The 23686-nt window shown below is 59.2% G+C and carries 23 protein-coding genes; 19 read left to right on the forward strand and 4 right to left on the reverse strand.

The window, feature by feature from the left end:
• The first annotated feature begins 210 nt into the window (after positions 1 to 210).
• From skp to L1P05_RS03765, 15 genes are all read left to right on the forward strand, one after another.
• On the forward strand, positions 211 to 708 hold the full coding sequence (gene skp, locus L1P05_RS03695; protein ID WP_015461009.1) for a molecular chaperone Skp: 498 nt from the start codon (positions 211 to 213) through the stop codon (positions 706 to 708).
• A 3-nt stretch (positions 709 to 711) separates the two neighbouring features.
• Positions 712 to 1734: a UDP-3-O-(3-hydroxymyristoyl)glucosamine N-acyltransferase gene (gene lpxD, locus L1P05_RS03700; protein ID WP_012847616.1), complete on the forward strand. Its 1023-nt coding sequence runs from the start codon at positions 712 to 714 to the stop codon at positions 1732 to 1734.
• Between the two features lie 106 nt (positions 1735 to 1840).
• Complete coding sequence (fabZ, locus tag L1P05_RS03705; RefSeq protein ID WP_005282947.1) at positions 1841 to 2296, forward strand: 3-hydroxyacyl-ACP dehydratase FabZ; 456 nt, start codon at positions 1841 to 1843, stop codon at positions 2294 to 2296.
• Between the two features lie 3 nt (positions 2297 to 2299).
• On the forward strand, positions 2300 to 3088 hold the full coding sequence (gene lpxA, locus L1P05_RS03710; RefSeq protein ID WP_012847617.1) for an acyl-ACP--UDP-N-acetylglucosamine O-acyltransferase: 789 nt from the start codon (positions 2300 to 2302) through the stop codon (positions 3086 to 3088).
• Positions 3089 to 3091: 3 nt separating this feature from the next.
• Entirely contained in the window at positions 3092 to 4276 is a 1185-nt protein-coding gene (lpxB, locus tag L1P05_RS03715; RefSeq protein WP_012847618.1) for a lipid-A-disaccharide synthase, read from the forward strand.
• Positions 4269 to 4862 (forward strand): ribonuclease HII, encoded by a 594-nt coding sequence (gene rnhB, locus L1P05_RS03720; protein ID WP_012847619.1) that lies wholly within the window; start codon positions 4269 to 4271, stop codon positions 4860 to 4862. Before lpxB ends, rnhB begins: the two co-directional genes overlap by 8 nt.
• 56 nt (positions 4863 to 4918) lie before the next feature.
• Complete coding sequence (gene dnaE, locus L1P05_RS03725) at positions 4919 to 8407, forward strand: DNA polymerase III subunit alpha (RefSeq protein ID WP_012847620.1); 3489 nt, start codon at positions 4919 to 4921, stop codon at positions 8405 to 8407.
• A 12-nt stretch (positions 8408 to 8419) separates the two neighbouring features.
• The gene (accA, locus tag L1P05_RS03730; protein ID WP_012847621.1) at positions 8420 to 9379 is read left to right on the forward strand and encodes an acetyl-CoA carboxylase carboxyl transferase subunit alpha; all 960 of its coding nucleotides are present in this window, start codon (positions 8420 to 8422) and stop codon (positions 9377 to 9379) included.
• A 146-nt stretch (positions 9380 to 9525) separates the two neighbouring features.
• On the forward strand, positions 9526 to 9912 hold the full coding sequence (locus L1P05_RS03735) for a VOC family protein (protein WP_012847622.1): 387 nt from the start codon (positions 9526 to 9528) through the stop codon (positions 9910 to 9912).
• Between the two features lie 114 nt (positions 9913 to 10026).
• Positions 10027 to 11679, forward strand: coding sequence for a lysine decarboxylation/transport transcriptional activator CadC (gene cadC / locus L1P05_RS03740; RefSeq protein ID WP_012847623.1), 1653 nt, complete (start codon positions 10027 to 10029; stop codon positions 11677 to 11679).
• A 418-nt stretch (positions 11680 to 12097) separates the two neighbouring features.
• The gene (gene cadB / locus L1P05_RS03745; RefSeq protein WP_012847624.1) at positions 12098 to 13429 is read left to right on the forward strand and encodes a cadaverine/lysine antiporter; all 1332 of its coding nucleotides are present in this window, start codon (positions 12098 to 12100) and stop codon (positions 13427 to 13429) included.
• A gap of 148 nt (positions 13430 to 13577) precedes the next feature.
• Positions 13578 to 15722, forward strand: coding sequence for a lysine decarboxylase CadA (locus tag L1P05_RS03750; RefSeq protein WP_012847625.1), 2145 nt, complete (start codon positions 13578 to 13580; stop codon positions 15720 to 15722).
• Between the two features lie 78 nt (positions 15723 to 15800).
• Positions 15801 to 17282, forward strand: a complete 1482-nt coding sequence (dtpD, locus tag L1P05_RS03755) for a dipeptide permease DtpD (protein ID WP_012847626.1) — start codon at positions 15801 to 15803, stop codon at positions 17280 to 17282.
• A gap of 180 nt (positions 17283 to 17462) precedes the next feature.
• Positions 17463 to 18782 carry a tRNA lysidine(34) synthetase TilS gene (gene tilS, locus L1P05_RS03760; protein ID WP_012847627.1) on the forward strand — a complete coding sequence of 440 codons (1320 nt, stop codon included), beginning with the start codon at positions 17463 to 17465 and terminating at the stop codon, positions 18780 to 18782.
• Between the two features lie 32 nt (positions 18783 to 18814).
• On the forward strand, positions 18815 to 19144 hold the full coding sequence (locus L1P05_RS03765; RefSeq protein ID WP_012847628.1) for a c-type cytochrome: 330 nt from the start codon (positions 18815 to 18817) through the stop codon (positions 19142 to 19144).
• Positions 19145 to 19201: 57 nt separating this feature from the next.
• Here the strand turns inward: L1P05_RS03765 and rof are convergent, their stop codons facing one another.
• Positions 19202 to 19462, reverse strand: coding sequence for a Rho-binding antiterminator (gene rof / locus L1P05_RS03770; RefSeq protein WP_012847629.1), 261 nt, complete (start codon positions 19460 to 19462; stop codon positions 19202 to 19204).
• Entirely contained in the window at positions 19449 to 19649 is a 201-nt protein-coding gene (locus L1P05_RS03775) for a YaeP family protein (protein WP_012847630.1), read from the reverse strand. The genes rof and L1P05_RS03775 overlap by 14 nt, the downstream gene beginning before the upstream one ends.
• 219 nt (positions 19650 to 19868) lie before the next feature.
• Between L1P05_RS03775 and L1P05_RS03780 the strand changes: the two genes are divergently transcribed.
• From L1P05_RS03780 to nlpE, 3 genes are all read left to right on the forward strand, one after another.
• Entirely contained in the window at positions 19869 to 20417 is a 549-nt protein-coding gene (locus L1P05_RS03780; RefSeq protein ID WP_012847632.1) for a YaeQ family protein, read from the forward strand.
• Position 20418: 1 nt separating this feature from the next.
• Entirely contained in the window at positions 20419 to 20835 is a 417-nt protein-coding gene (gene arfB / locus L1P05_RS03785; protein WP_012847633.1) for an alternative ribosome rescue aminoacyl-tRNA hydrolase ArfB, read from the forward strand.
• Between the two features lie 101 nt (positions 20836 to 20936).
• Positions 20937 to 21614, forward strand: coding sequence for an envelope stress response activation lipoprotein NlpE (gene nlpE, locus L1P05_RS03790; protein ID WP_012847634.1), 678 nt, complete (start codon positions 20937 to 20939; stop codon positions 21612 to 21614).
• Between the two features lie 21 nt (positions 21615 to 21635).
• On the opposite strand, the gene L1P05_RS03795 is transcribed toward nlpE, so the two are convergent.
• Together L1P05_RS03795 and L1P05_RS03800 are read right to left on the reverse strand one after the other, a co-directional pair.
• Positions 21636 to 21896 carry a YfhL family 4Fe-4S dicluster ferredoxin gene (locus L1P05_RS03795; protein WP_012847635.1) on the reverse strand — a complete coding sequence of 87 codons (261 nt, stop codon included), beginning with the start codon at positions 21894 to 21896 and terminating at the stop codon, positions 21636 to 21638.
• Between the two features lie 125 nt (positions 21897 to 22021).
• A complete protein-coding gene (locus L1P05_RS03800; protein WP_015461014.1) occupies positions 22022 to 22873 on the reverse strand; it encodes a MurR/RpiR family transcriptional regulator in 852 nt (283 codons plus the stop codon).
• Positions 22874 to 23049: 176 nt separating this feature from the next.
• Here L1P05_RS03800 and yfhb point away from each other — a divergent pair, with 176 nt between their 5' ends.
• A complete protein-coding gene (gene yfhb / locus L1P05_RS03805) occupies positions 23050 to 23673 on the forward strand; it encodes a phosphatidylglycerophosphatase C (RefSeq protein ID WP_012847637.1) in 624 nt (207 codons plus the stop codon).
• Positions 23674 to 23686: the final 13 nt, after the last annotated feature.

Raw genomic sequence — 23686 nt, forward strand, 5'->3', positions numbered from 1 at the left:
CCGGAAACGCGATTATCCGCAGGAGGCGCTGTGGTTCGGCGGCGACGCTGGCGCAGGCCTCCGGGTATAAAGGCGCGGGATGTCCCCGCACCCTTTTTGCATATGCTCCGCTCAGCGCGTTCTTTTCTCTGGACGTGGTGAGACACGATGGGTCGGCGCCTGTGCAGTGACGTGTCATTGACACAACTAGGTGATGGTAAGGAGTTCAAAGTGAAAAAGTGGTTATATGCGGCGGGTCTGGGCGTAGCGATGGCTGTTTCCGCCAATGTGCAGGCTGCTGAAAAAATTGCCGTAGTGAACGTTGCCAGCGTTTTCCAACAGCTTCCGCAGCGTGATGCGGTGGCGAAGCAGCTGGAGAGCGAGTTCAAGGGCCGTGCCACCGAGCTTCAGGGCATGGAGCGCGATCTGCAGGGTAAAATGCAGCGTCTGCAGCGCGATGCCTCCACCATGAAGGCCAGTGAGCGCACCAAGATGGAAAAAGAGATCGCCGCACAGCGTGAAACTTTTGCCCGTAAGGCGCAGGCTTTTGAACAGGATAACCGTCGTCGTCAGATGGAAGAGCGCAATAAGCTGCTGAGCCGTATTCAGGATGCCGTGCGCAGCGTAGCGAAAGACAAGGGCTACGATATGGTTATCGATGCCAACGCGGTGGCCTATTCTCAGTCTTCTGACGACATCACTGCTCAAGTATTGAAACAGGTTAAATAAGGCATGGCTTCAATTCGACTGGCTGACCTTGCTCAGCAGTTGAATGCCGAGCTGCACGGTGATGGCGATCTCGTCATCACCGGCGTGGCGTCGATGCATTCAGCACAAGCGAACCAGATTACTTTTCTGTCCAACAGTCGCTACCGTGAACAATTGGCTGCCTGCCAGGCCGGCGCCGTAGTGTTGACGCAAGCGGATCTGGAATTCTGTCCGCAGGCGGCGCTGGTAGTGAAGAACCCCTACCTGACCTACGCCATGATGGCGCAGATCATGGACACGACGCCAGCGCCGGCGAGCGGCATCGCGCCGAGCGCGTCAATAGATCCGACGGCGACGCTGGGCAATAATGTCTCCATCGGCGCCAATGCGGTGATTGAGGCGGGCGTAGCGCTGGGCGATAACGTGATTATCGGCGCGGGCTGTTTCATCGGTAAATTTACCCGGATCGGCGCCGGGACCCGCCTGTGGGCCAACGTTAGCGTTTACCATCAGGTGGAGATCGGGGCGCAGTGCCTGGTGCAGTCCGGCACGGTGATCGGCAGCGATGGCTTTGGCTATGCCAACGATCGCGGCAACTGGGTGAAAATTCCGCAGCTGGGCAGCGTACGAATCGGCGATCGCGTCGAGATCGGCGCCTGCACCACGATCGACCGCGGCGCCCTGGATGATACCGTTATCGGCAACGGCGTGATTATCGACAACCAATGTCAGATTGCGCACAACGTCATGATTGGTGACAATACAGCGGTTGCCGGCGGTGTTATCATGGCCGGCAGTCTCAAGATTGGACGCTATTGCCAGATCGGCGGTGCCAGCGTGATTAATGGTCACATGGAGATTTGCGATCAGGCCGTGGTGACGGGGATGGGCATGGTGATGCGACCGATCACCGAACCCGGTATCTACTCTTCTGGCATTCCGCTTCAGCCAAACAAAACGTGGCGTAAAACGGCTGCGCTGGTGATGAATATTGACGAGATCAATAAGCGTTTGAAGGCCGTAGAAAAGAAAGTCCACAGCGATTAATGCCCGCCGGGCCCGTGGCCCACTTCGATTTGCGGCCTGCATCATGTCCCCTGAAGGAGTGAGGCAGGCCGTGTTGTTTGACATCCGTTTTTACAGGAAGAGTATTTTGACTACTGACACTCATACTCTCAATATTTCAGAGATTTTAGAGCTTCTGCCGCACCGTTTTCCGTTCCTGCTGGTGGATCGTGTGCTGGATTACCAAGAGGGCAAATTCCTGCGTGCAGTGAAGAACGTCTCCTTTAACGAGCCGTTTTTCCAGGGACACTTCCCGGGCAAACCGATTTTCCCCGGGGTGCTGATCCTCGAAGCCATGGCGCAGGCCACCGGTATTCTGGCCTTTAAGAGCGTGGGTAAACTGGAGCCGGGCGAACTGTACTACTTTGCCGGTATCGATGACGCCCGCTTTAAGCGTCCGGTTCATCCGGGTGACCAGATGATCCTGGAAGTGGAGTTTCTGAAAGAGCGCCGCGGCGTGGCTCGCTTTAACGGTGTTGCCAAGGTTGACGGCAAGATCGTGTGCGAGGCGTCCATGATGTGCGCCCGTAACCGTGAGGCCTGATACGTGATTGATCAAACCGCCTTTATCCATCCCAGCGCCATTGTCGAAGACGGTGCGGTGATTGGCGCCGGTGTTCACATTGGCCCGTTCTGCTACATCGGTTCGCAGGTTGAAATCGGTGCGGGCAGCGTGCTGAAGTCCCATGTGGTGGTCAACGGGATCACCAAAATCGGCTGCGACAACCAGATCTATCAGTTCGCCTCTATCGGCGAAGTGAATCAGGATCTGAAGTATGCCGGCGAGCCGACCCGGGTTGAGATCGGCGATCGCAACCGCATTCGCGAGAGCGTCACCGTTCATCGCGGTACGGCACAGGGCGGCGGTCTGACCCGTATCGGCAGCGATAACCTGCTGATGGTCAATACCCACGTTGCCCATGACTGCGTCATTGGCAACCGCTGTATTCTGGCCAACAATGCCACGCTGGGCGGCCACGTCAGCGTGGACGACTTCGCCATCATCGGCGGGATGACGGCCGTACACCAGTTTTGTGTGATCGGCGCGCACGTGATGGTGGGCGGCTGCTCCGGCGTCGCGCAGGACGTACCGCCGTATGTGATTGCCCAGGGTAACCACGCCACGCCGTACGGCCTGAATCTGGAAGGGCTGAAGCGCCGCGGTTTTGAGAAGGATGCTCTGCAGGCGATTCGTAACGCCTACAAGATCCTCTACCGCAGCGGTAAAACCCTGGAAGAGGCAAAGCCGGAGATCGAGGCCCTGGCTCAGCGACAGCCGGCGGTGCAGCTGTTCGTCGATTTCTTTGCCCGCTCCACCCGCGGTATCATCCGTTAATCCATGGTGGCGTCAGCGCGGGGTTCGCGCCCGCTTACCATTGGTCTGGTCGCCGGGGAGACCTCCGGCGATATTCTCGGTGCGGGGCTGATCCGGGCGCTGAGGGCGCGTCACCCCGACGCCCGCTTCGTCGGCGTGGCGGGTCCGCTGATGCAGGCCGAGGGCTGTGAAGCCTGGTTCGAGATGGAAGAGCTGGCGGTGATGGGCATCGTTGAGGTGCTGGAGCGTTTGCCGCGCCTGCTGCGCATTCGCCGCGAGCTGACTCAGCGCTTTACGGCGCTGCGCCCGGACGTGTTTGTCGGTATCGATGCGCCGGACTTCAACCTGACCCTGGAAGGCCGCCTGCACCAGCGCGGCATTCGCACCATCCACTATGTCAGTCCCTCCGTCTGGGCCTGGCGTCAGAAGCGGGTGTTTAAGATTGGCCGCGCTACCGATCTGGTGCTGGCCTTCCTGCCGTTTGAGAAAGCCTTCTACGACCGTTTCAATGTACCGTGCCGCTTTATCGGCCATACCATGGCCGATGCGATGCCGTTGGCGCCGGATCGCGCCGCGGCGCGCCGCGCGCTGGGGATCGCCGCCGATGCGCGCTGTTTGGCGCTGCTGCCCGGCAGTCGCAGCGCCGAAGTCGAGATGCTGAGCGCCGATTTTCTGCGTACTGCGCTGCTGCTGCGGCAGACCTACCCCGATCTGCAGATCGTGGTGCCGCTGGTCAACGCCCGGCGTCGCGCGCAGTTTGAGCGCATCAAGGCGGAGGTGGCGCCGGATCTGCCGGCGCATCTGCTGGACGGTCAGGCGCGTAACGCCATGTACGCCAGCGATGCGGCGCTGCTGGCGTCGGGAACGGCGGCGCTGGAGTGTATGCTGGCCAAGTGCCCGATGGTGGTGGCCTACCGCATGAAACCCTTTACGTTTTGGCTGGCGCAGCGTCTGGTAAAAACCGAGTTTGTCTCTCTGCCCAATCTGTTGGCCGGTCGTCGACTGGTCGACGAGCTGCTGCAGCACGAGTGTCAGCCGCCGCGTCTGGCGCAGGCGCTGGCGCCGCTGCTGGCCGACGGCGCGCAGACTCAGGCGCTGAAGCAGACCTTTTTACAGCTGCACCGCCAGATCCGCTGCGGCGCCGATGAGCAAGCCGCCGAGGCGGTGCTGGCGTTGGCTGCGGATCCTCGGGAGTCTTCCAATGAGTGATATTTTTGTCTACCCCTGCGCCGAGCGTATCGCCGGCGTCGATGAGGTCGGCCGTGGACCGTTGGTGGGCGCGGTGGTGACGGCGGCGGTGATCTTGGATCCCGCGCGTCCGATTGCCGGGCTGGCCGACTCCAAAAAGCTGAGCGAAAAGCGGCGCTGCGCGCTGTATGACGAGATCGTCGAGAAGGCGCTGTGCTGGAGCCTGGGCCGGGCAGAGGCGGAAGAGATCGATCGCCTCAATATTCTGCAGGCCACGATGGTGGCGATGCAGCGGGCGGTGGCCGGGCTGGCGCTGCCGCCGGACTTTGTCCTGATCGACGGCAACCGCTGTCCGGCGCTGCCGATGGCGGCGCAGGCGGTAGTCAAAGGCGATAGCCGGGTGGCGGAGATCAGCGCGGCCTCGATCCTGGCCAAGGTGACGCGCGATCGCGAAATGGCCGAGCTGGATCGGCAGTATCCCGAATATGGCTTTGCCCAGCATAAGGGCTATCCTACCGCACTGCACCTGGAGCGCTTGGCGGCGCTGGGGGCCACCGAACATCACCGCCGCAGCTTTGGGCCGGTGAAGCGGGTACTGGGCCTGTAGTCTGTCATCCCTCTCTGGGATGACATCGTTTTCTGGTATTAAAAGGTAATCGTTCGATGGCGGAACCACGTTTTATACATCTGCATGTGCACAGTGACTATTCGATGATTGACGGGCTGGCTAAAACCGCGCCGTTGGTCAAGAAGGTCGCCGCGCTGGGGATGCCCGCCTTCGCGATCACGGACCATACCAACCTGTGCGGGCTGGTTAAGTTTTATGGCAGCGCGCACGGCGCCGGGATCAAGCCGCTGGTCGGCGCCGATGTCCTGGTTCGCAGCGAGACGATGGGCGATGAGCTGTCGGCGCTGACGATTCTGGCCTGCGATAATGAGGGCTACCAGAATCTGACCCAGCTTATCTCACACGCTTACCAGCGCGGCTATGGCGCCGAGGGGCCTACGATCGATCGCGATTGGCTGATCGCGTACCGCGCAGGGCTGATTTTGCTCTCCGGCGCCCGTCACGGCGACGTGGGTAAGCTGCTGCTGCGCGGTAATCAGACGCTGGTCGGTGAGTGCGTGGATTTTTACCAACAGCACTTTCCGGATAGCTACTTTTTAGAGCTGGTGCGCACCGGGCGCCCCGATGAGGAGAGCTACCTGCACCTGGCGGTGGAGCTGGCGCAGCAGCGTGATTTACCGCTGGTAGCGACCAACGACGTCCGCTTCTTGGAGGCCTCGGACTTTGACGCCCATGAGATCCGCGTGGCGATCCACGACGGCTACACCTTAGACGATCCCAAGCGTCCGCGTAACTATAGCGCTCAGCAATACATGCGCAGCGAGGAGGAGATGTGCGAGCTGTTCGCCGATCTGCCCGAAGCGCTGCAGAACAGCGTAGAGATTGCTAAGCGTTGTAATGTGACCATCCGGCTCGGCCAGTATTTTCTGCCGCAGTTCCCCACCGGGGAGATGTCGACGGAGGATTTCCTGGTGAAGAAGGCGCACGAGGGGCTGGAGGAGCGTCTTTCGTTCCTGTTCCCCGATGAGGCGGACCGCGCACGACTGCGCCCGCCTTACGATGAGCGTCTGGAGATCGAGCTGAAGGTGATCAACCAGATGGGGTTCCCCGGCTACTTCCTGATCGTGATGGAGTTTATCCAGTGGTCTAAGGATAACGGGGTTCCGGTGGGGCCGGGGCGCGGCTCCGGCGCCGGTTCGCTGGTGGCCTATTCGCTGAAGATTACCGACCTCGATCCGCTGGCCTTCGATCTGCTGTTCGAACGTTTCCTCAACCCGGAACGCGTCTCCATGCCCGACTTTGACGTCGACTTCTGCATGGAGAAGCGCGATCGGGTTATCGATCACGTCGCCGATATGTATGGCCGCGAAGCGGTATCGCAGATCATCACCTTCGGTACCATGGCGGCCAAGGCGGTGATCCGCGACGTGGGACGCGTGCTGGGTCATCCCTACGGCTTTGTCGATCGCATCTCCAAGCTGGTGCCGCCGGATCCCGGCATGACCTTGGCCAAGGCCTTTGAGGCGGAGCCGCAGCTGCCGGAGATCTACGAGGCGGATGAAGAGGTGCGGGCGCTGATCGATATGGCGCGCAAGCTGGAGGGGGTCACCCGCAACGCCGGTAAGCACGCCGGCGGGGTGGTTATCTCGCCGACCAAGATCACCGACTTTGCGCCGCTGTACTGCGATGCCGAGGGTAACCACCCGGTCACGCAATTCGACAAGAGCGACGTGGAGTATGCCGGCCTGGTGAAGTTTGACTTCCTGGGCCTGCGTACCCTGACCATCATCAACTGGGCGCTGGAGATGATCAACGCCCGCCGCGCGCGTCAGGGGCTGGATCCGGTGGATATCGCCGCCATTCCGCTCGACGATCAGAAGAGCTTCGATATCCTGCAGCGCGCGGAGACCACGGCGGTATTCCAGCTGGAATCGCGCGGGATGAAGGATCTGATCAAGCGCCTGAAGCCGGACTGCTTCGAAGATATGATCGCGCTGGTGGCGCTGTTCCGCCCCGGCCCGCTGCAGTCGGGGATGGTCGATAACTTTATCGACCGTAAGCACGGTCGTGAAGAGCTCTCTTACCCAGACCGCGAGTGGCAGCATGAGAGTCTGAAGCCGGTGCTGGAGCCGACCTACGGCGTGATCCTGTATCAGGAACAGGTGATGCAGATAGCCCAGGTGCTGGCCGGCTACTCGCTGGGCGGCGCCGACCTGCTGCGCCGTGCGATGGGTAAGAAAAAGCCCGAGGAGATGGCCAAGCAGCGTTCGGTGTTTGAAGAGGGCGCCAGGAACAACGGCGTCAACGGCGAGCTGGCGATGCACATCTTCGACCTGGTGGAGAAGTTCGCCGGGTATGGCTTTAACAAGTCGCACTCCGCTGCCTATGCGCTGGTCTCTTACCAGACGCTGTGGCTGAAAACCCACTATCCGGCCGAGTTTATGGCGGCGGTGATGACCGCCGATATGGATAACACCGATAAGGTGGTCGGGCTGGTGGATGAGTGCTGGCGCATGGGGCTGAAGATCCTGCCGCCGGACATCAACAGCGGGCAGTACCACTTCCACGTCAACGATGAGGGCGAGATCGTCTACGGTATCGGCGCCATCAAAGGGGTGGGGGAGGGGCCTATCGAGGCGATCATCGAGGCGCGCAACAGCGGCGAACAGGGCTATTTTAAGGATCTGTTTGACCTGTGCGCCCGCACCGATACCAAGAAGCTGAACCGTCGAGTGATGGAGAAGCTGATCATGTCCGGTGCCTTCGATCGCCTGGGGCCGCACCGCGCGGCGCTGATGAGCTCGCTTAACGATGCGCTGAAGGCCGCCGAGCAGCACGCCCGCGCCGAGGCCATCGGGCAGGCGGACATGTTTGGCGTGCTGGCGGAAGAACCGGAGCAGGTGGAGCAATCCTATGGCAGCGTGCCGCCTTGGCCAGTCCAGATGGTGCTGGACGGTGAGCGCGAGACCCTGGGGCTGTACCTGACCGGCCATCCGATCACCCAGTATCTGAAAGAGATCGAACGCTATGCCGGCGGCGGTCGTCTGAAGGATATGCACCCGACGGATCGTGGTAAGATGACCACCGCCGTGGGGCTGGTGCTGGGCGCTCGGGTGATGACCACCAAGCGTGGTAACCGCATCGGAATGTGCACTCTGGACGATCGCTCCGGCCGTCTGGAGGTGATGCTGTTCACCGATGCGCTGGAAAAATACCAGCATTTGCTGGAGAAAGACCGTATCCTGATCGCCAGCGGACAGGTCAGCTTTGATGACTTCAGCGGCGGCCTTAAAATGATCGCCCGCGAGTTAATGGATATCAGCGAAGCCCGTGAAAAATATGCACGCGGACTTGCCATCTCGCTGACTGACAGGCAAATTGATGATCAGCTTTTAAACCGTCTCCGTGAAGCGCTGGAACCACATCGTTCGGGGACGATCCCAGTACACCTGTATTATCAGCGTGCGGATGCGCGGGCCCGGGTTCGCTTCGGTGCAGCCTGGCGCGTGACGCCGACGGATCGCCTGCTGCTCGATCTGCGCACGCTGGTGGGATGTGAACAGGTGGAACTGGAATTTGACTAATATAGGAATACTATGAGTCTGAATTTTCTGGATTTTGAACAGCCGATTGCCGAACTTGAAGCGAAGATCGATTCGCTGAACGCTCTCAGCCGTCAAGACGAAAAATTGGATATTAATATCGACGAGGAGGTCCAGCGCCTGCGTGAGAAGAGCGTTGAGCTGACCCGTAAGATTTTTGCCGATCTGGGAGCCTGGCAGATTGCCCAGCTGGCGCGTCATCCGCGTCGCCCCTATACCCTGGATTATATTCAGCATATTTTCACCGACTTCGATGAGCTGGCCGGCGATCGCGCCTACGCCGACGACAAGGCCATTGTCGGTGGTACGGCTCGTCTGGACGGCCGTCCTGTGATGGTGATTGGCCATCAGAAAGGACGCGAGACCAAAGAGAAGATCCGCCGTAACTTCGGCATGCCGGCGCCGGAGGGCTACCGCAAGGCGCTGCGCCTGATGGAGCTGGCGGAGCGCTTTAACCTGCCGATCGTCACCTTTATCGATACGCCGGGCGCCTATCCGGGCGTGGGCGCGGAAGAGCGTGGCCAGTCTGAGGCTATCGCACGTAACCTGCGCGAGATGTCTGGGCTGAAGGTGCCGGTCATCTGTACGGTTATCGGCGAAGGCGGCTCCGGCGGCGCGCTGGCTATCGGCGTTGGTGATAAAGTCAACATGCTGCAGTACAGCACCTACTCCGTGATCTCACCGGAGGGATGCGCATCCATCCTGTGGAAGAGCGCCGACAAGGCACCGCTGGCCGCGGAAGCGATGGGTATCACCGCGCCGCGCTTGCAGGAGCTGAAGCTGATCGACTCGGTGATTCCGGAGCCGCTGGGCGGCGCTCATCGCGATCCGCAGACGATGGCGGCGAGCCTGAAGGCGCAGCTGCTGACCGATCTGGCGGATCTGGATACCCTGGAAAAAGAAGAGCTGCTCGATCGTCGCTATCAGCGTCTGATGAACTACGGTTACTGCTGATCCCCATACCGTGGTATCCCTTTACATCAAGCCCGGAAACGGGCTTGATGCCTTTATTTTCTGTATGTTTTCCCTCGTCAGGCGCTAACGCTTTTGTAGCCTACACGGCATAATCCGCAACACCTTATGGGACCTCGGGAGATATAGTGCAGCTCAATCGTCTTCATCATATCGCCTTGATTGCGTCAGACTATGCACGCAGCAAGGCGTTTTATTGTGATATCCTCGGCTTTTCCTTGGTGCACGAGCATTATCGCGCTGAGCGCGACTCATGGAAGGGCGATCTGGCGCTGAACGGCGTTTATACACTGGAACTGTTTTCCTTTCCGACGCCGCCGCCGCGGGTATCTTCACCGGAGGCCTGCGGTTTGCGCCACCTGGCGTTCAGCGTCACGCATCTGGGGGAGGCCGTTGCGCATCTCGCCCGTTTCGGCGTGACGTGTGAGCCGATACGTCGTGACGAATATACCGGACGCAGCTTTACCTTTTTTCGCGATCCGGATGGATTACCGCTGGAGTTGTATCAGGTGTAGTTAGCGAAGAAAACAGTTTCGGTGGTAAATTAATAGATGGCGTGTAGGTGTTACTTTAAGCACTATGCTAGTATGGCACGCTTCAGACTTTTCTCTCCGGGCAATTAGTACACTATGCAAGAGCAAACTTTCCGCGTAGGCGAGTGGTTAGTACTGGCAGCAGACAATAAAATCACCCGCGAAGGACGCGTGTTGGTACTTGAGCCCAGACTCATCGACATGTTGAGCTATTTTGCTCATCATCCTGATACGGTGTTGAGCAGAGATGAGCTGATTGATAATGTATGGAAACGAAATATCGTTACCAATCATGTTGTTACTCAGTGCATCTCCGAGTTGCGCAAGTACTTGAAGGATGGGCGTCCCGAAGCGCCAGAGTATATCGTGACCGTGCCGAAGCGTGGCTATAAGCTGGTTGAGTCGGTTATCTGGTGTGGAGAGGAGAGTCTCGAACAGCCGGTTGCGGCGGTTTTACCGGCAGAGACGCCGGCTAGCTCCGCGGCGGTAGAGGCGAGTGTGCCGTCGGTGAGTGTCAGCCTCGGGGCCGTCGCGGAGCCTGGCGCCGCACCGCCGCCCCCCGCGTCTGCGCCGACCCCCGTTGCGCAACCTGCGCCGTCGCGCGGTGCGCCGGTGATGCCTTCTGCCTCAGCGCCGGCCGTGGACGCCGCGCAGACGCCGCGGCGCGGCAAGCGCTCCTCCTTCTGGGTCTGGGTGGCCTTTTTGGTAGCGCTGGCGCTGTGCGTGACTTTTGTCGGGCTGGCGGTATTCAGTAACCGGGTGCCGGTGGCGCCCCAGCCGATGCTGCTTAATCCACGCGATATCGATATCCGTATCCAGGGCGGTAACAGCTGCAGTAACTGGACCAATCAGCTCTCCTACGTGATCGGGCTGAGTGAGGATCTCACCCAGGGGCTGAATACCTACTCCACCTTCCTGGTCCACGATCAGACCAACTATAACTATGGCGGCCAGAGCAGCTCAGGCAAGTCGCTGTACATCGAGTTTGTCAATCAGCGCCACTATCGGGCGCAGCAGTGTTTCCTGTCGGTTCGCCTGGTGGACAACGCGGATAACTCGGTGATGCTGGAAAAGCGCTACTTTATTACCCCGGATAACCTGCTCAGCGTTCAGAAGGACTTTATCAATAGTATCTTTACCGTGCTCAAGGTCAGTATGCCCCCCTCGCTGGAGAAGCGTTATGAGGCGCTGATGCCGACGCACAGTCAGATGCTGCAGCAGTATTACCAGGCCCATCAGCTGCTGCTGCAGGGCGACAGCGAATCACTCAATCAGGCCAACCGGCTGTTGACGCAAATTATTAAGCAGGACCCCGACTTTGTGTATGCCAAGGCGGAGAAGGCGCTGGTCGATATTCTGCTTAACTCCTATCAGCCCCTCAACGCTTCGCAGCTGGCGGCGCTGCGCCAAGAGATTAATGACGTAGAGCACAACCCGTTGCTGCAGGGGACACCGATCATTCAGCAGATTTATACCGTCGACTATCTGGGGCAGGGGAAGGTGGATCAGGCCTTCGCCGCGATCAATAAGGGGATTGAGCTGGAGATGTCCTGGATAAACTATGTGTTGCTGGGCAAGGTATATGAATTAAAGGGGCAGAATAACCAGGCCGCCGATGCCTATATCACCGCCTTTAATCTTCGCCCGGGTCATAATACGCTGGACTGGATTAAAAATGGTGTGTTCCAAACTAATATTGAGCGCGTCGCACCTTACCTGCTCAATTATGATGCAGAGAAATCTGAATAGATTTGTATAATGATTGACCACGCCCGCCTTCCGCGATGAAGGCGGGCTTTTTTTTGCCCCAGGATCTTCCAGATAAAACCTCAACATCCCCCGCCGATTTGCTTTTTTGACTCCATTTGTGTGATGAAAGCTCTGAGCATTTTGTTGGTATTTTAGCGTGTTTTTTGCGCTATTTCTTCATGTCAATATTGTGTCAATACGTTGTATTGTAAGGTTTTATATGAATTGTCTTGATGTTTTTTTACCTTCCTCTAAAAAACATCAAGATGTCATTTATTGCGACACGCTGAGAATTTAACTTTACCTTTAGGACTTTGCTTTCCGGGGTCATTACTATGCCTGCCATCAAGTCGGGTACTCGCCAGACATCAGTGAGTAAATTCGACTTATCTGAAAATTAATCAGGAGCAACTTGACCATGTCATCGAGCAAAAAAATCGGGCTTATCGCCTGTACCGGTGTAGTCGCCGGTAATATGATGGGGAGCGGCATTGCACTTCTGCCTGCGAACCTGGCGAGTTTAGGTTCTATCGCCATTTTCGGCTGGATCATTTCTTTGGTTGGCGCCATGTCACTGGCCTATGTCTATGCGCGACTGGCTACCAAAAACCCGCAGCAGGGTGGCCCTATCGCCTATGCCGGTGAGGTTGGTCCTGCTTTTGGTTTCCAGACCGGTGTTCTTTATTACCACGCTAACTGGATCGGTAACCTGGCTATCGGCATTACCGCCGTCTCTTACCTGTCCACCTTCTTCCCGGTGCTGAACAGCCCGATTGCCGCCGGCATCGCCTGTATCGCCATCGTCTGGATCTTCACCTTCGTTAACATGCTGGGTGGTACCTGGGTGAGCCGTCTGACCACTATCGGTCTGGTTCTGGTGCTGATCCCGGTTGTGGGCACCGCCATCGCCGGCTGGGCCTGGTTCGATCCGGCTGTTTATCACGCTAACTGGAACACCTCTGGCGGTACTGATACTCACGCGGTAGTTAAAAGTATCCTGCTGTGCCTGTGGGCGTTCGTCGGTGTTGAATCCGCTGCCGTGAGCACCGGTATGGTGAAAAACCCGCAGCGTACCGTTCCGCTGGCAACCATGATGGGTACCTGCCTGGCTGGTATCGTTTATATCGCCGCAACTCAGGTTATCGCTGGTATGTTCCCGGCCAGTGAAATGGCTGCCTCTGGCGCGCCGTTCGCTGTCTCCGCCTCTGCCATGGTCGGTCACTGGGCTGGTCCGGTTGTTTCCGCCTTCACCGCATTCGCCTGCCTGACCTCTCTGGGTTCTTGGATGATGCTGGTTGGCCAGGCCGGTGTTCGTGCCGCCAACGACGGTAACTTCCCGAAAGTTTACGGTGAGATGGATAAGAACGGCATTCCGAAGAAAGGCCTGCTGCTGGCTTCCGTGAAAATGACCGTACTGATGGTGCTGATCACCATCCTGAACGCCAGCGGCGGTAAAGCCTCTGACTTGTTCGGTATGCTGACCGGTATCGCCGTACTGCTGACCATGCTGCCGTACTTCTACTCTTGCGTTGACCTGATTCGCTTCGAAGGCGCCAACGTTAAGAACGTCGTCAGTCTGGTTGCCGCTGTGCTGGGCTGCTGCTTCTGCTTCATCGCACTGATGGGCGCAGGCAACATGGAGCTGTCCGGTACCTTCATCGTCAGCCTGATCATCCTGATGTTCTATGCACGTAAGATGAATACCCGCAAGGCACAAAATACTGAGAACAACAGTAACGCCGCGGCATAAGTAAATAAGTACAGAAGTAAGACGATTTAGTAATCATAACGATTACACACAGCAAGTAATTTAACGACTTTATCCAGCCTCTCTCTACTGCGACACAGTTCTGCCGAACGGCAGAGAGAGGCCCGCATTTTGCCTGGAGAATTAAAGTATGAATATTATTGCCATCCTGAATCACATGGGTGTTTACTTCAAAGAAGAACCCATTCGTGAACTGCATAAGGCACTGGAAGCGCAGAATTTCCAGATCGTGTATCCGAACGATCGCGAAGACCTGCTGAAGCTGATCGACAACAACGCACGTCTGTGCGGCGTTATCTTCGACTGGGATACCTATAACCTGGATCTGTGCCGCGACATCAGCGAGATGAACGAGCACCTGCCGGTTTACGCTTTCGCTAACACCCACTCTACCCTGGACGTTAGCCTGAGCGATCTGCGCCTGAACGTTGAATTCTTCGAATATGCACTGGGTGCAGCCGAAGACATCGCGCTGAAAATCCGTCAGAGCACCGACGCTTACGTAGACGAAATCCTGCCGCCGCTGACCAAGGCGCTGTTCAACTACGTTAAAGAAGGCAAGTACACCTTCTGTACTCCGGGCCACATGGGCGGCACCGCGTTCCAGAAGAGCCCGGTAGGTAGCCTGTTCTATGATTTCTACGGCGCCAACGCCATGAAATCTGACATCTCTATCTCTGTCTCCGAGCTGGGTTCTCTGCTGGACCACTCCGGCCCGCATAAAGAAGCTGAAGAGTACATCGCACGTACTTTCAACGCTGAACGCAGCTACATGGTGACCAACGGTACGTCTACTGCCAACAAGATCGTCGGTATGTACTCTGCGCCGGCCGGCAGCACCATCATGATCGACCGTAACTGCCATAAGTCTCTGACTCACCTGATGATGATGAGCGACGTTACGCCGATCTACTTCCGTCCGACCCGTAACGCCTACGGTATCCTGGGTGGCATTCCGAAGAGTGAATTCACTCGTGAAACCATCGAAGAGCGCGTGAAGAACACCCCGAACGCGACCTGGCCGGTACACGCCGTGGTGACCAACTCCACCTACGACGGTCTGTTCTACAACGCTGAGTACATCAAGAAGACCCTGGATGTTAAATCCATCCACTTCGACTCAGCTTGGGTTCCTTATACCAACTTCAGCCCGATCTACAAAGGTCTGTGCGGTATGAGCGGTGGTCGTGTAGAAGGCAAGGTTATCTATGAAACCCAGTCTACTCACAAACTGCTGGCGGCCTTCTCTCAGGCGTCCATGATCCACGTTAAAGGTGACATCAACGAAGAAACCTTCAACGAAGCGTTCATGATGCACACCTCTACCTCTCCGCACTACGGTATCGTGGCTTCCATCGAAACCGCCGCGGCGATGATGAAGGGTAACGCTGGTAAGCGTCTGATCAACGGTTCTATCGAACGCGCCGTTCGCTTCCGTAAAGAGATCAAACGTCTGCGTAGCGAATCTGATGGCTGGTTCTTCGACGTATGGCAGCCGGAGCACATCGACGAAGCGAAATGCTGGAACCTGGATCCGAAAGAATCCTGGCACGGCTTCAAAGACATCGATGAAGACCACATGTTCCTGGACCCGATCAAGGTTACTCTGCTGACCCCGGGGATGAAGGAAGATGGCACCATGGCAGAAACCGGTATCCCGGCTTCTATCGTGGCTAAATACCTGGACGAGCACGGCATCATCGTTGAGAAGACCGGCCCGTACAACCTGCTGTTCCTGTTCAGCATCGGTATCGACAAGACCAAGGCAATGAGCCTGCTGCGCGGTCTGACCGACTTCAAACGTGCCTATGACCTGAACCTGCGCGTTAAGAACATGCTGCCTTCACTGTACCGTGAAGATCCGGAGTTCTATGAAAACATGCGTATTCAGGAACTGGCCCAGGGCATCCACGCGCTGATCCAGCATCACAACCTGCCGGATCTGATGTACCGTGCCTTCGAAGTTCTGCCGACCATGGTGATGAACCCGCACAACGCATTCCAGATGGAACTGCGTGGTCAGACCGAAGAGGTTTACCTCGAGGATATGATCGGCAAAGTTAACGCCAACATGATCCTGCCGTACCCGCCGGGAGTTCCGCTGGTAATGCCGGGTGAAATGCTGACCGAAGAAAGCCGTCCGGTTCTGGAGTTCCTGCAGATGCTGTGCGAAATCGGTGCTCACTACCCGGGCTTCGAAACCGACATCCACGGTGCCTATCGCCAGGCTGACGGTCGTTACACTGTGAAAGTGCTCAAAACTGAACAGAAGTAATTGATGACCGAGGGCGTCCCGTCAGGGGGCGCCCTTTATTTTTACCCTCCGTTCTATCCCCCGCGTCAGGGAGAATCTATGAAAACACCCTCACAACCGCGCGCAATCTACTATGTCGTAGCGCTACAAATCTGGGAATATTTCAGCTTTTACGGCATGCGTGCGTTACTGATCCTCTATCTCACCCACCAGCTCGGGTATAACGATACCCACGCATTTAGCCTGTATAGCGCCTATGCATCGCTGGTTTATGTCACGCCTATTCTGGGCGGTATCCTGGCCGATAAGCTGCTGGGCAACCGTGTGGCGGTGGTCACCGGCGCCGCGCTGATGACGCTGGGACACGTCGTTCTGGGACTCAGCGCCGTCTCTCCGTTCTCTCTCTATCTTGCCCTAGCCATCATTGTGTGCGGCTATGGCCTGTTCAAATCGAATATCAGCTGCCTGCTCGGCGAACTCTACTCTGCAGAGGATCCGCGCCGTGACGGGGGCTTCTCCTTACTGTATGCGGCGGGAAATATTGGCTCGATCATAGCGCCGATTGCCTGTGGTCTGGCCGCCGAACAGTACGGTTGGCACGTCGGCTTTGCGCTGGCGGGGATCGGCATGTTTGCCGGTCTGGTGATTTTTATGTGCGGACATCGTCACTTCCGCCATACGAGCGGGGTGAATCGTCAGGCGCTGCAGGCGCGCAGGGCCGTGTTGCCCAACTGGAGCTGGCTGCTGCTGGGACTGCTGCTCTCCCCGCTGCTGGTCGCCGTCCTGTTTTGGCGCGACTGGTCCAGCTATGCGCTGGCGCTGGTCTGCGCGGCGGCGATGATCATCCTGGGCAAAATTTTTCGTCGGGCCACGCCCGAACAGCGTCGTGGGCTAATTCAGATAGTGATCCTGATGGCGCTGGGTACGCTGTTCTGGGCCTTTGCCCAGCAGGGCGGCAGCTCGATCAGCCTGTTTATCGACCGCTTTGTGAATCGTCATCTGCTCTCCTTCACCGTGCCGACGGCGCTGTTCCAGTCCGTGAACGGCTTTGCCGTGATGGCCTGCGGGGTGGTTTTGGCCTGGTTGGTCAGCGAGCGCAGCGGCGGTAACCGTATTTTGCGCATCTGGGGCAAGTTCGCCCTAGGGCTGGCGCTGATCAGCGTCGGCTTCGGCATTTTGACCTTCAACGCCCGCTGGGCGGCGCTGCATGGGCAGGCGTCCATGGGGCTGACCGTGCTGGGGCTGGCGGTGATGGGCTGCGCAGAACTGTTTATCGATCCGGTCGCCATGGCGCAGATCACGCGCCTGACGATCCCCGGAGTGACGGGCGTCCTCACCGGGATCTATATGCTGGCGACCGGATCGGTAGCCAACTATCTGGCCGGGATCATCGCCAATCAGACCGCCGAATCCAGCTTTGCCCACGGCGGCGACGCGCTCACCCACTCGGTGATGGCCTACGCCAACGTCTTTAGCGATATCGCCTGGGGGGCGCTGGGATGCGTCGCGCTGGTGGCCGTGATTTGGCTGGTTAACCTGCTGCTGGTACGGAGCGCTGCGCCGCAGGCGGTGTCAGAGTAAAATCGGATGCCGGGGATGCCGTCCGCGTGGCGGCATCAAACGGCACGGAGACCGACGGCGTTTGCGCCGGGGAACGCTCCCCGGCGCGGCGTGGAGAGCAAGAGGCTTGCTTCTCGCGGAATTGCTGGTTAACGTGCTGATACTTATCGATGCAGGGCGGTGAAAGCCGCAAATACTTCCATGAATACCCTAGATATCCAGAGGCACATCGCCGACAGGCTGGCCGGGCGTCAGCATCTGTTGGTTGCCTTTAGCGGCGGTTTGGACTCCACGGTGCTGCTGCATGCGCTGGTACAGCTGCGCGCCAGCCGTCTTCCCCACTTACGCCTGCGGGTGGTGCATGTGCACCATGGGCTGAGCCATTTCGCCGATCAGTGGGTCGACCACTGTGAGTCGGTGTGCTATCTGTGGCAGGTGCCGCTGCACGTACTGCACGTTCAGGTCGATACCCAGCGCAACAGCGTGGAGGCCGCGGCGCGCGATGCCCGCTACCGGGGGATTGCCGAACTGATCGACAGCCACGAAACTCTGCTGACCGCGCAGCATCTGGACGATCAGTGTGAAACCTTCCTGCTGGCGCTTAAACGCGGCAGCGGCCCGACCGGGCTGTCGGCGATGGCGCAAAGCATGCCGTTTTTCGCCTGCGAACAGCTGCGTCCGCTGCTGGATATCTCCCGTGAACAGCTCACGGCCTATGCGCAGGCGCACCATCTCTCCTGGGTCGAGGATGACAGCAATACCGATGCCCGCTTCGATCGCAACTTCCTGCGTATGCGCATTGTGCCGCTGCTGCGTGAGCGCTGGCCCCATTTTTCAGAGGCTGTGGCGCGCAGCGCCAGCCTGTGCGCCGAACAGGAGCAGCTGCTGGACGAACTGCTGATGGAGTCGCTGCAGGCGCTGATGAGCGAAGATGATGCCCTGAGCATCGACGGCTTGCTGCCGCTGTCCGAGGCCAAACGCTATGCGCTGCTGCGGCGCTGGATCGCCTGCTTTGGCGTGATGATGCCGACGCGCGAGCAGCTGCAGCGCCTATGGCATGAGGTCGCGCTGGCCCGCGAGGACGCCGAGCCGCAGCTGCACCTGGCCAAGTGTCAGGTGCGCCGCTTCCGACGTCGGCTCTACCTGTTGCCGCCGCTGCGCTCGCTGCGTGACGAGGTGCTGCGCTGGGATCCGCGCCAGCCGCTGACGCTGCCCGATGGGCTGGGGGAGCTGCAGCTAGGCAGCCGGGGCGTCAGCGTACGGGCACCGGCGCCCGACGAAGCCGTCACCATCCGTTTTTGTGCGCAGGGTGTGCTGCGCATCGTGGGTCGACGCCACTCTCGGGCGATAAAAAAAATCTGGCAGGAGCTGCATATTCCTCCCTGGGAGCGTGAACGCACCCCGATGCTGTATTATGGTGAGCGCCTGATCGCCGCGCTGGGCGTGTTTGTTACCCAAGAGGGACAGGCGACGGCCGGCGCGACGGCGTGGAATATTCACTGGTCTAAGGACTGGATGTAGCGGTCGACAACGGATTTCTCAGGAGGATGGCGATGAAACGGGGTGTGATGGGGATACTGGCGCTCGCGCTGGCGTTGCCCTTGGCGGCGCAGGCGGGCGGCGATGCTGCCGCTGGACGGCAGAAGTCGGCATCCTGCGCCTCCTGCCACGGGGTTCAGGGGCAGGGGCTGGCGCCGATCTATCCGCCGCTGGCTGGGCTGAGTGCGCAGCGCCTGGTCGAGGCGATGCAGGGATATAAGGCGGGGACGCGCCACGGTGGGCAGGCGGGGATCATGTCGGCCTACGTCGCGCGTCTCAGCGAACAGGATATGAAGGATCTGGCAGCGTACTATGCCAGCCTGACGCCGCCGGCGGCGCCGTAATCGTAATGGAGAGTCGGGGCGCCGTGGGGCCCCGACCGAATGGGAGAGCGCACGCCGCTACGGCATGCTGATGGTGATGGTGCCCAGCGTCGGGTGGCTAAAGCGGGCAATGTGATCCAGACGCAGTTCGCGGTGCTGGCCCTGGCTGGTGACCAGCAGATACTCCACGTGCTTACGGGAGATCAGATCGCTGGCCTGTCCCTCGAGCGTTTCACCGTCGCGCAGAACGATCTGTAGAACCAAATGGTGCTGGCAGGCGAGCTCCAGGCTGTCGTAATCATCGCAGTTGATGGGTTGATACTCTTCAGTCGTCGACATAATCACTCACCAATAAGTTCGCGGCGGCATAGGCCGCCTGTTCCCTAACGGCCGGTGGCAGCTGTTCATCGGCCGCAACCGCATCCAGTGCCTTTAAGGCACACCCTATTGCATCGGGGATATAGCCAAGGTCGCCGCTGGCGATCTCGGCATATCTACGCCGAACCAACGCAGAGTATTGTTGCAACGTCTTCTCCTATAGAGCGTAACCCGCTGGCGTTATCCTGCGGGTGAGGTGCGCTTACCTGCGGATAAATCTCCATTTTGACTATATCACAGGGTTGCGCCGGCGGCAGCGGGGCACAACGGCGCCCGACGATAAAAAGTGCGCTTTTCCCCCGGCATGGATTCGTGCCGGGCGGTAAAAACGGGTAAAATGGCGTAAAGATTCGAAATGGGGAAACGCATGGCACTGAAGGCAACCATTTATAAGGCCAACGTCAATATTGCCGACATGGATCGGCACCACTATCAGGATGCCGCGCTGACGCTGGCGCAGCACCCCTCCGAGACGGAGCAGCGCATGATGCTGCGCCTGCTGGCCTGGTGCTGTCATGCGGATGAGCGGCTGACGTTTACCAAGGGACTCTGCGCAGACGACGAGCCAGAGCTGTGGCTGCGCAACGACTACAACGGCGTGGATCTGTGGATTGAACTGGGCCTGCCGGATGAGAAACGTCTTAAAAAAGCCTGCTCGCTCTCGCGCCAGGTGGTGCTGTACGCCTATAGTGAGCGGGCCGCGCGGGTCTGGTGGCAGCAGAATCAGGCGCGCCTGGCGACGCTGCGCCCGCTGAGCATCTATTTTATCGATGACGAGGCCCTGAGCCAACTGGCGGCGCTGGCGACCAGAACTATGGATTTGCAGGTGACGCGCCAAGAGGGGCAGCTGTGGGTTTCCGATCCCGCGCACAGCGTCGAGATCGCGCTGGATGTCTGGCAGCAGGGTAGCGTCTGAGATGCTGTATATCAACGCCCGCCTAACGATCCCCGAACGGGAGATTTCGCTGAGCGCCATTCGCGCGCAGGGAAACGGCGGGCAGAATGTCAATAAAGTGTCCAGCGCCATTCACCTGCGCTTTGATATTCGCGCCTCCAGCCTGCCGCCGGTTTACCAGCAGCGGCTGCTGGCCATGCAGCACCATTTGATTACGGACGACGGCGTGGTGGTGATCAAGTCCCAGTCGTTCCGTACCCAGGCGCAGAACCGAGACGATGCGCTGGCCCGCCTGGCGGCGCTGATCCGCCAAGCCACAGAGGTGGCGAAGCCGCGCCGGGCCACGGCGCCCAGCCGCAGCGCGCGTCGTCGGCGCACCGACGATAAAACGCGGCGCGGATCGCTGAAGTCGCTGCGCGGCAAGGTCACGCCGGGCTAGATCGTGACGCTTTTTTCGCGCTGCCGCCGCGTCGTCGGCGCCGGGGGACATGCAGGTCGCCCGTTTGATATTGCATTCGTTTGCACAGTAGGAGAGAAACTGTGAAAAAACTGGCTATTTCGCTGTTGTTGGCGGCGGGGGTGATCACCCTGTTTGGGTGTCATGCGCGTACGCAGTACGCTGAACAGCCTCTGGTGCCGATGGCGCAGAGTTTTCAAGGCACGCTGCCGTGTGCCGACTGCGGCGGCATGGAGATGTCGCTGTTCTTGGACAAGGACGGCAGCTTTGTACTGAAGTCGATCTACCGCGCCAGCCGCGATGGCGATCAGAGCTTCGCCGAATACGGGCGCTGGCAGCGCACCGCCGATCGCCTGGTGCTGATCGGCAGCGACGGCGAGAAGCGCTACTTCCGCCCGGTCGGGAATGACATGCGCCTGCTGGACGCCAGCGGTAATGAGATAGACTCGCCGTTCAACTACACGCTGAGGGCAGCCACCTCGCCGCTGCCGGTGACGGCGATGAACGTGAAAGGGATGTACCGCTATATGGCGGATGCCGCCACGTTCCACGACTGCGCGACGGACAACGTATATCCGGTGAGCAACACGATCGAGCTCGAGCAGGCCTATATTAACGCCCGCCCGGCGCCGGGGCAGGCGGTTTACGTGGAGATGAAGGGGCACTTTGCGGTGCTGCCCTCCATGGAAGAGGGGCAGGTGGAGAAAACGCTGGTGCCGGACGGCGAAGCCCGCTTCGACGCCCGCGGCCGCTGCCGCTGAGCAACGCGGGCGGCGGCCCGCTTACAGGACGTCGCTGTGGTACAGTCGCACAAACTTGTCCCACAGCTGCTCTTCGCTTTCGGCGTGCGCCGGATCGCGGATGATGGTGTTATCGATCGGGCAGACCTTCATACAGGTCGGCTCGTCGTAGTGACCGACGCATTCGGTGCAGCGCGCCGGATCGATCTGGTAAATTTGCTCCCCCATCGAGATCGCCTGATTGGGGCACTCCGGTTCGCACATGTCGCAGTTGATGCACTTCTTGGTAATCAGTAACGCCATTCTAGTCACTTAAAAAATATAATTTAAATATCATGCAGATAGCGTGATTAACTTCCTCTGCGCGATCGCGTATGCCGCGTATTTTTGCACACTCCCCCGCACATTGAAAAACCTTTCTGCGCCGCTTACTCCAGCGTTTTGACCAGCGCGCAGCTGTTGCGGATATGCTGGCAGGCGTGCTCCGCGTTCTGCTGGACGATCCCCATATACAGCAGATCCGTCAGGGCGCTTTGCGCAATGCGCGAGGAGATGGCGGTCGTCTGATCGGCGTGGGCATCGATAACGGTGTACAGCGTCAGCGACGCCAGCTCCTGCAGGGGATTGGGGGAGAAGCCGGTCAGGGCCAGCACCTGAGCGCTGCGGCGCCGGGCCGTTGCGGCGGCCATGTTGACCTCTTTTCGTTCGCCGCTGTAAGAGATGGCCATCAGGAGATCCTGCGGCTGCATGGCCTGGGCACAGACTATCTGTACATGGGCATCCGATTCGGCGTAGGCCGCTAGGCCAATCTGCATCAGCTTATTGGCGAAGTCCTTGGCCACCAGACCAGAGGCGCCGAGGCCGGTAATGACGATGCGCCGCGCGCTGAGCAGCATGCGCAGCGCCTGCTGCAGCTGCTCCTCATGGTTGATGGTCAGGGTGGACTGCAGCGCCGCGATCTTTTCTGCCATCAGCTTTTCGCCGACCACCTTGAGCGGATCGTGGCGTAGAATACCGTGTTGGAGCGCGGCCTCGTTAGCCGGCGCCTGATGACGCAGCAGATGGGCCGAGATATCCTGCTTTAGCGCGGGAAAGCCGCGGAAACCCAGCTTTTGGGCGAACTTAACTACGCTGGACTGGCTGATTCCGAGCGTATTGGCCAGCTCTTGAGAGCTCAGCTTGCCCAGCTGCTCCGGCGAGGAGAGGATAAAATCGGCCAGCTTACGCTCGTTTTGTGCCAGCGAATGATAAAGCTGTTTTATTCTCACCAAGCTGCTCATAAATGTCCCCTTTGCATGCGAGGGGATAGTTTGCCATAGTCAGCCCTATGAGGTGAAACCTCGCTTGCGGCATAAACGCCATATCATGACGCCATCGTCATAATTTGTCAGCGCGAGCGACGCAGACTCGACGTGGGTAACGGGAGGCGGTCGTGATACATCAGCGGGAAAATTCGGTGCGCAGACAGGTCTTTTTTGACCTGGACGGTACGCTGCACCGCCAGGATCTGTTTGGCTGCTTTCTGCGCTTTATGCTGCGGCGTCTACCGCTGAACTGGCCGCTGGTGCTGCTGTGCCTGCCGCCGGTGGGGCTGGGGCTGCTCTTCGGCGGGCGGGCGGCGCGGCGTCCGATCAGTCTGCTGCTGTGGAGTATGACCGCCGGTCGCTCGGAAGGGCGCCTGCGGGGGCTGGAGACGCGGTTCGTGGCGCAGTTTCGCCGCCGGGTTCAGCCCTTTCCCCAGGTTCGGGCGCGTCTGGATGACTATTTGGCGTGTCCGATGACGCGGGTCTGGCTGCTGACCGGCTCGCCTGAGCAGCTGGTGGAGCAGGTGTATCGCGACAGCGGTATTCTGATGGGCGTGACGCTGATCGGCACCCAGATGCGCCGTCGTTTCGGCGGTTGGACGCTGACGCGCCGCTGTCTGGGGCGGGAAAAGGTGCGGCAGCTAGAGCGCTGTCTCGGGCGTCCGCTGCAGCTGTACAGCGGCTATAGCGATAGCCGCCAGGATGACGTGGTGCTGAGCCACTGCCGCTTTCGCTATCGGGTCGATAAGGAGGGCGCGCTGCGGCGCCTGCCTTAATCGAGGGCCCCGC

The sequence above is a fragment of the Edwardsiella piscicida genome (assembly GCF_021733145.1).
Classification (GTDB): domain Bacteria; phylum Pseudomonadota; class Gammaproteobacteria; order Enterobacterales; family Enterobacteriaceae; genus Edwardsiella; species Edwardsiella piscicida.

What these genes read in the sequence shown, in the direction of transcription:
- lpxD (WP_012847616.1), top strand. Translation starts at nt 712, where the DNA reads ATGGCTTCAATTCGACTGGCTGACCTTGCTCAGCAGTTGAATGCCGAG.
- lpxB (WP_012847618.1), top strand. Translation starts at nt 3,092, where the DNA reads ATGGTGGCGTCAGCGCGGGGTTCGCGCCCGCTTACCATTGGTCTGGTC.
- rnhB (WP_012847619.1), top strand. Translation starts at nt 4,269, where the DNA reads ATGAGTGATATTTTTGTCTACCCCTGCGCCGAGCGTATCGCCGGCGTC.
- dnaE (WP_012847620.1), top strand. Translation starts at nt 4,919, where the DNA reads ATGGCGGAACCACGTTTTATACATCTGCATGTGCACAGTGACTATTCG.
- accA (WP_012847621.1), top strand. Translation starts at nt 8,420, where the DNA reads ATGAGTCTGAATTTTCTGGATTTTGAACAGCCGATTGCCGAACTTGAA.
- cadC (WP_012847623.1), top strand. Translation starts at nt 10,027, where the DNA reads ATGCAAGAGCAAACTTTCCGCGTAGGCGAGTGGTTAGTACTGGCAGCA.
- cadB (WP_012847624.1), top strand. Translation starts at nt 12,098, where the DNA reads ATGTCATCGAGCAAAAAAATCGGGCTTATCGCCTGTACCGGTGTAGTC.
- L1P05_RS03750 (WP_012847625.1), top strand. Translation starts at nt 13,578, where the DNA reads ATGAATATTATTGCCATCCTGAATCACATGGGTGTTTACTTCAAAGAA.
- dtpD (WP_012847626.1), top strand. Translation starts at nt 15,801, where the DNA reads ATGAAAACACCCTCACAACCGCGCGCAATCTACTATGTCGTAGCGCTA.
- tilS (WP_012847627.1), top strand. Translation starts at nt 17,463, where the DNA reads ATGAATACCCTAGATATCCAGAGGCACATCGCCGACAGGCTGGCCGGG.
- L1P05_RS03765 (WP_012847628.1), top strand. Translation starts at nt 18,815, where the DNA reads ATGAAACGGGGTGTGATGGGGATACTGGCGCTCGCGCTGGCGTTGCCC.
- rof (WP_012847629.1), bottom strand. Translation starts at nt 19,462, where the DNA reads ATGTCGACGACTGAAGAGTATCAACCCATCAACTGCGATGATTACGAC.
- L1P05_RS03780 (WP_012847632.1), top strand. Translation starts at nt 19,869, where the DNA reads ATGGCACTGAAGGCAACCATTTATAAGGCCAACGTCAATATTGCCGAC.
- arfB (WP_012847633.1), top strand. Translation starts at nt 20,419, where the DNA reads ATGCTGTATATCAACGCCCGCCTAACGATCCCCGAACGGGAGATTTCG.
- L1P05_RS03795 (WP_012847635.1), bottom strand. Translation starts at nt 21,896, where the DNA reads ATGGCGTTACTGATTACCAAGAAGTGCATCAACTGCGACATGTGCGAA.
- L1P05_RS03800 (WP_015461014.1), bottom strand. Translation starts at nt 22,873, where the DNA reads ATGAGCAGCTTGGTGAGAATAAAACAGCTTTATCATTCGCTGGCACAA.